6 protein-coding genes are annotated in these 6,479 nt (G+C 75.2%); 2 read left to right on the top strand and 4 right to left on the bottom strand.

Translation table 11 applies throughout. The annotated features are described in order from the left end of the window. Positions 1–118 precede the first annotated feature (118 nt). From PV341_RS42860 to PV341_RS42870, 3 genes are all read right to left on the bottom strand, one after another. Entirely contained in the window at positions 119–595 is a 477-nt protein-coding gene (locus PV341_RS42860; protein ID WP_500360703.1) for a tetratricopeptide repeat protein, read from the bottom strand. Between the two features lie 161 nt (positions 596–756). Further along, positions 757–3,069, bottom strand: coding sequence for an ABC transporter permease (locus tag PV341_RS42865; protein WP_500360705.1), 2,313 nt, complete (start codon positions 3,067–3,069; stop codon positions 757–759). Further along, on the bottom strand, positions 3,066–3,773 hold the full coding sequence (locus tag PV341_RS42870) for an ABC transporter ATP-binding protein (RefSeq protein ID WP_499515586.1): 708 nt from the start codon (positions 3,771–3,773) through the stop codon (positions 3,066–3,068). The genes PV341_RS42865 and PV341_RS42870 overlap by 4 nt, the downstream gene beginning before the upstream one ends. 131 nt (positions 3,774–3,904) lie before the next feature. Here PV341_RS42870 and PV341_RS42875 point away from each other — a divergent pair, with 131 nt between their 5' ends. Then, entirely contained in the window at positions 3,905–4,816 is a 912-nt protein-coding gene (locus PV341_RS42875) for a sensor histidine kinase (protein WP_500360707.1), read from the top strand. Then, positions 4,813–5,526, top strand: a complete 714-nt coding sequence (locus tag PV341_RS42880; protein ID WP_500326507.1) for a response regulator — start codon at positions 4,813–4,815, stop codon at positions 5,524–5,526. Before PV341_RS42875 ends, PV341_RS42880 begins: the two co-directional genes overlap by 4 nt. A gap of 547 nt (positions 5,527–6,073) precedes the next feature. Here the strand turns inward: PV341_RS42880 and PV341_RS42885 are convergent. Then, on the bottom strand, positions 6,074–6,463 hold the full coding sequence (locus tag PV341_RS42885; protein WP_500360708.1) for a YchJ family protein: 390 nt from the start codon (positions 6,461–6,463) through the stop codon (positions 6,074–6,076). Positions 6,464–6,479: the final 16 nt, after the last annotated feature.

A 6,479-nucleotide genomic window follows, 5' to 3' on the forward strand; every position in this document is an offset into this window, starting at 1 on the left:
CCCCCGAGCAGGTGCCGGCCCCCGTCCTCCGCGACCGCGGCACGGGCCGGCCGACCAAGCGGGACCGGCGGGACATGGAGCGGCTGCGCGGCACGCGCTGAGACGGGACGATGGGCGGTCAGCCCGTGGCGGTGGCCGGCAGGCCGAGGGCGGTGAGGCGCGCGCGTGCCTCGTCGAGCTGCGGCCAGCCGTCCGTTCCGGCCGGCAGCGCCTCGCCGCAACACTGCTCCCGGGCGGCGCCCACGGGGTCACCGGCGAGGGCCAGCGCCTCGGCCAGGTGCAGCCGGCACGGCCCCTCCGCCACGGGATGGCGCAGACCGCTCAGCACCGTGAGGGCGGCCTCGAACTCCCGGACCGCCGCGGCGGGATCGCCCAGCAGGACGAGCAGGCCACCGAGGTCCCCGCGGGTGTAGGCGGTCCCCGGTGCGTTGCCCGGCTCCTCGAACAGGCGCAAGGCCGTACGGTGGCAGGCCGGCGCGGTCGCCGTGCCCCCCTCCTCGCGGGCCACCAGGCCCAGGCCGTGCAGGCCGTGCAGGCCGTACGCCTCGCCCAGCCGGTTGCCGGCGCGACCCCGCACGGTACCGGCGGCCGGCATCGCCGGACGGGCCACGGCCTCGGCCCGGGGTATGCCTCGGAGCCGCCAACGCCCGGTCCCTGGGCTCTCGTTCCGGGGCGGCGTCAGGAACCGCCGTCGCCGGGGCGCCTTGTGCGGCCGACGGGTGGGCGTGGCGCGCGCGGGCGGCTCCGGCCGAGCCGTCACTCGTTGTGGAGGACCTGCGCGATGGTCAGGCGGGCCGCGCGGCGGGCGGGGAGGTAGGCGCCGAGGACCGCGATGGCGATGCCCGTCAGGGCGAGGGCGGTCAGGGCCGGGGGGTGCCAGACGTCCGTCATGTACGGGGGGAGGGTCAGGTCGACCGCGTCCACCATGCGCGGGACGACCTGCCGGTAGCCCCAGATGCCCAGCGGGACGCCGAGTGCGGAGCCGAGGGCGCCGAGGGCGGCCATCGAGGTCGTCATCATCACCGTGACCTGCCGCGGGGTCATCCCGATAGACTTGAGCATGCCCAGGTCTCGGCGCCGGTCGCGGGTGTTGAGGACGACCGTGTTGAAGACGCCGAGCGACGCGACGACGGCCAGCATCGCGGTGAGCACCGAGGCGGAGCCGACGACGGTCTGGGTGATGGCGTTCGGACCCGTGACGGCCGGGCTGACGCCCGGGTCGGCGGCCGCGGCCGCGTGGGCGTAGGCGGCCGGGTCGGTGCCGTCGCGGAGCTTGACGTGGTAGGCGATGGGCTTTTCCCCAGGGGCGAGCGCCGTGAACGTCGGCCAGTCGGCGACGAGCAGTTGGCCGTCGCTCTCCATGAACGCGCCGACGACCGTCACCTCCTCGCTCCGGTCGCCCTTCCGCAGCCGCACGGCGTCGCCGACGCGCAGGCCGGACTGCCGGAGCCAGGCCGTCCCCGCGACGACTTCTCCGGCCCGCCGCATCCAGCGGCCCTCGGTGAGCACGCTGCCCAGTTCGGGCCCGTCGCCGCGGCGGCCCTCGAGCATGGCCTCGCGCGTGGAACCGGCTACCGTCACGTCCACGTCCCCCCGGGCGGTGATCCCGGCGGCTCCGGGCAACGAGCCGAGCAGGGAGGTGAGTTCGGGGTCCGAGTGTTCCGGGTCGACGACCTCGCCGTGCCGCACGTTGCTCGCGTACACGGTGACCTGGTACGCGTCCAGGCCCGCGGTGCCGAACCGGGTCATCGTCGTGGCCAGGCCGGACGCGAACGTCACCGTGGTCACGCCCAGGACCACCGCGGCCACCGTGAGGGCGCTGCGGCCGGGCCGGGCGAACGGCAGCCCTATGCCCAGGCTCACCGAACGCGGCAGCCGGCTGCCGGCCAGGTGTCGCTGGACGCCCAGGGCGCGCCCCGTCCGCGGGGCGGCGCCCGCGCTGATCGCCCGCGCCGCGGAGAGCCGGTGCGCGCGCAGCGAGGGGGCCAGCGCGGCGAGGACGCAGACGGCCGGCATGCCGAGCAGGGCGAGCACGTTCACCCACGGCGCGATGCCGACGCTGTCGTGGAACACGCCCGCGTCGGGTCCGGTGAAAGTGAACTCGAAGAAGGGCCCCGCCAGCAGGTTCCCGGCGACCACACCGACGGCGCAGCCAAGGACCGCGGGCGCGGTCACCATCACCAGGTACACGGCGAGCACTTGTCCCGGTGTGAACCCCAGGGCCTTGAGGATGCCGATGTGCCGGAAGCCGGAGATGACGGCGCCGCTCACCACGTTGGCGACGATCAGCACGGACACCACGATGCCGAGGATGCCGAAGGCCATCAGGTACGGCGCGTACGCCCGCGCCGCCCCGCCGATCCGGTGCTTGAGCGTGAGGTACGACTCGGAACCGGCGAGCGCGCCCTGCGGGAGCCGTGCGGTCACCGTCCCGAGCTGCTCGCGGAGCCGGGCGTCCGACGAGGCGTCGGAGAAGCGCAGGAGCAGCTGCGTGGTGGCCGGGTGCAGCGCGTCGATCTGGGCGGGCGCCACCCAGGCGTCGGCGGTGCGGCTCAGGTCGAAGGCGAAGCCCACGATGGTGAGCGTGGGACCGGAGGGGACCCGGATGCGTTTGCCCAGGTCGTCGGCGGTCCAGTCCGGCTGACGGTTGAGGACCACCTCGCCGGGCGCCGTCGCCCAGCGGCCCGCCCAGAGGTCCAGCCGGTCCACCGCCCCGCCCGGCTCCGCCCGGCCGACGACGGTGACCTCGCCGAAGACCCCGTACGTGGCGGTGTCCCGCGGCAGCTCGACCGTGGCCTGCGGGAAGGGTCCGCCGACGGCCTCGACGCCGGGTTCCCCCACCGCGCGGGCCAGTTGGGCGTCCGAGGTCCTGGACCGGTCGAACGCGGCGACGACATGGGGTCCGTGCTGCTTGCCGAAGGCCTTGTCGAAGGGCGCGGAGGCCGCGTCGACCAGTCCGAGCGCGACGACGATCGCCCCCGTCGAGGTCAGGGTGACCAGCGCGATGACGAGGGTCTGGAGCCTGCGCCGCCGTACGGCCGCCCGCGCGGCCCGCCACACCGCCCTCATGCGGACGGCTCCAGGGTGTGCTGCCCGGTCACCCGGCCGTCGGCGAGGGTGACCAGGCGGCTGGCGCAGCGGCGCGCGAGGTGCTCGTCGTGCGTGACCAGGACGAGCGTCTGCCCGATCTGGTTGAGGTCGAGGAGCAGGTCCATCACCTGCTCGCCCGCGCGGCTGTCCAGGGCGCCGGTCGGCTCGTCGGCGAGCAGCAGGGCGGGCCGGTTCATCAAGGCGCGTGCCACGGCGACGCGTTGCCGTTCGCCGCCGCTCAGCACGGCCGGATAGGCGTTCGCGCGGTCCGCGATGCCGAGTTCCTCGAAGAGTTCCAGGGCGCGGCGCCGGGCCGGCCGGGCGGGGGTGCCGGTCAACTGGGCGGCGAGCGCGACGTTGTCCAGCGCGGACAGGTCGTCGACGAGGTTGAAGAACTGGAAGATCATGCCGATGCGCCGCCGCCGGTACAGGGCGAGGCCCCGCTCGCTCAACCGCCCCACGTCCTCGCCGTGCACCAGCACCGTGCCGGACGTGGGCCGGTCCAGGCCGGCGATCATGTTGAGCAGGGTGGACTTGCCGCACCCGGAGGGGCCCATCACCGCGACCGCCTCCCCGGCGCGGATCTCCAGCGTGACGCCGTTCAGGGCGGTCGTCTCGCCGTATTCCTTGCGTACGCCGTCGAGCCGTACGACGGTCTTCCCGCTGCTGTCCTCAGTGACCATGAACAGGACGCTAGGGGCGAGGCGCGGCCCGGACATCCCTCCCCGGATGGCACATTGCCGGGGATCTCATCCTGGGGATGCAGGAACCCTGCATCCAGGGGCTGATGCGTCCGGGGTGGTCGTCTGCGAAGGTGATCCCGAGGCGAGAGGGGGAGCCGGACGTGCTGGTCGTGGCGCTGGGGGTGGCGTGCTTCGCCGCCGTGTGCCTGGTGGTGGCCCTGGTGCGCACGCGGCGCCGCTGGCAGGCGGCCGTGGGGGAACGCGGTTGGCTGGTCGAGCGGGAGCGGGAGAGCGCGGCGCGCGCCGCGGTGGCGGCCGAACGGGACCGGATCGCGCGGGAGTTGCACGACATCGTCAGTCACAACGTCAGCCTCATGGTGGTCCAGGCCGGCGCGGCGCGTGAGGTGATGGGCACGATGCCGGACGAGGCCGCGGCGGCGCTCCGGGCGGTCGAGGACGCGGGGCGCGGCGCCATGACCGACCTCCGGCACCTGCTGGGACTGCTGGCGCCGTCCCCGGACGGCGTGGACGGCGAGGACACCGGGGGCGGGGAGCCTGCTCCGGGTGGGCCCGGCGACGAGGGCGTCGAGGCGCTGGCCCCGCAGCCCGGCCTGGACCGGCTGGGGGCGCTCGTCGACCGGGTCTCCTTCGCCGGGCTGCCCGTCGAGGTGCGCGTCTCCGGCGAACCACGCCCCCTGCCGCAGGGCATCGACGTGACGGCGTACCGCATCGTCCAGGAGGCGCTGACCAACGCGCTCCGGCACGGCGACGGCGGGAAGGCGGAGGTGACGGTGCGGTACGCGGAGCGCGCGCTGCGCGTCGAGGTGCTCAACACCGGCCCCAGCGTGCTGGACGGAGCCGGGAGCACGCAGTCCGCGCAGTCCGTGGCGGCCCGCGCCGTGGCGCGCCGCCGTGCGGGCACCGGACGCGGTCTGCTGGGCCTGCGCGAACGGGTCGCGGTGTACGGCGGAGACCTGGACGCCCGGCGCCGCCTCGGCGGCGGTTACCGGGTCAGGGCGCGCATCCCGCTGGACCGGCCGTGACGGCGGCCGCGGACGGGGCGGCCCCCCGCGTGCTCATCGCCGACGACCAGACCCTCATCAGGACGGGCTTCCGGCTCATCCTCACCGCGCGCGGCATCACGGTGGTCGGCGAGGCCGCGGACGGCGCGGAGGCGGTCGCCGAGGCACACCGGCTGCGGCCGGACGTCGTGCTGATGGACATCCGCATGCCGGCCATGGACGGCCTGGAGGCCACGCGCCGCATCCTGGAGCGGACCCCGCAGTGCCGGGTGCTCATCCTGACCACCTTCGACCTGGACCGCTACGTCTACACGGCGCTGTCGTTGGGGGCGAGCGGCTTCCTGCTCAAGGACGTCACGCCGGAGCACCTGGCGGCGGCCGTACGGCTGGTCGGCACGGGGGACGCCCTGCTGGCGCCGTCGATCACTCGGAGGCTGGTGGAACGCTTCGCCTCCGGGTCCGCGGCCGCGCAGGACGGGCCTTCGGTCCACGCCGACCTCGCCGCCCTGACCCCTCGTGAGCTGGAGGTCCTCACGCTGCTGGGCCGCGGCCTGTCCAACCTCGAACTGGCCGCGGAACTGACGCTGAGCGAGGCGACGGTGAAGTCGCACGTCGCCCGCATCTTCGCGAAGCTCGCGCTGCGCGACCGGGCCCAAGCGGTGGTGCTGGCCTACGAGACGGGCTTGGTGCGGCCGCGCGGCCTGGATGCCGGGGGCTCCCCGGAGCGGTGACCCCGCGGCTTTCGGAGGGCCGGTGAGGCGCCTGGTCTGCGAGGTACGGATGCCGTCCCGCAGCCCGCGTGCGGGTCGGTGCTGCAGGATCGGGCTCAGGTGCCGGGCGTGGTCGGCGGGGTGAGTGCCCCGGAGCGACGCCGAGGGGTGCCCGGGACCGGTGACGGTGGTGTGTCGCCGGAGCGGTGAACCTCCGCGGCGTCGCGGTCCGCCGCACGGACGGGTTCCGGCACGGCGAGGTGCGGCGGAGACGGTGATGCCGCACGTCGACCGCCTGCTTGCCCCATCGGCTTGTGCGATCGCGTACCGGCAAGCGTGCCGGCCGACGGGACGGCGCGGGCGGCCTCGGCGCCGGGTACCGCCGAGCGGAAGCAGGCGATGGGGACGCCGCCGGGGCTCCCGGGCGATGAGCCCCGGCGGTCGGCGCGGGCTCCGCGGTGACGGCGCGTGCGCGTACCACGGTTCGGGCCTGCGGACGGGTCTGGTCAGGCCCCGGGGTCTTCGGTGCCGAGGGTTCCCCGGGCGGTGCGTTCCCGCCGCGATGCGCTCAGGGCAGGGGCGCCACGTAGACCCAGGCGCCGTCATGGCGGACGAAGCGGCTGTTCTCCTGCATCGCGTCGTGCTCGCCGCGCAGGCTGTAGTGCGCGCGGAAGGCGACGGTGCCCTCGCTGTGGAAGGCGCTGCCGTCGGTCGTGGCGAGGATCTCCAGCCGCTCCCAGCGCAGATGGTGGTCGAGGTCCAGGTCCGCGGGCCGGGTCTCCGGGTGCCAGGTGCGCAGTACGTACGCCGCGTCGTGCACCGCGTAGGCGCTGTAGCGGGAGCGCATCAGGGCCTCGGCGGTGGGGGCGGCGGCGTGGCCGGAGTGGTAGCGGCCGCAGCAGTCGCCGTACGTGGCGGGCAGCCCGCAGGGGCAGGGCGTTCCGGGGGAGTGCGGCACGGGACGGGAGTGGGGG

Origin of the sequence: Streptomyces sp. PA03-1a, assembly GCF_033792805.1 — a bacterium.
Classification (GTDB): Bacteria; Actinomycetota; Actinomycetes; order Streptomycetales; family Streptomycetaceae; genus Actinacidiphila.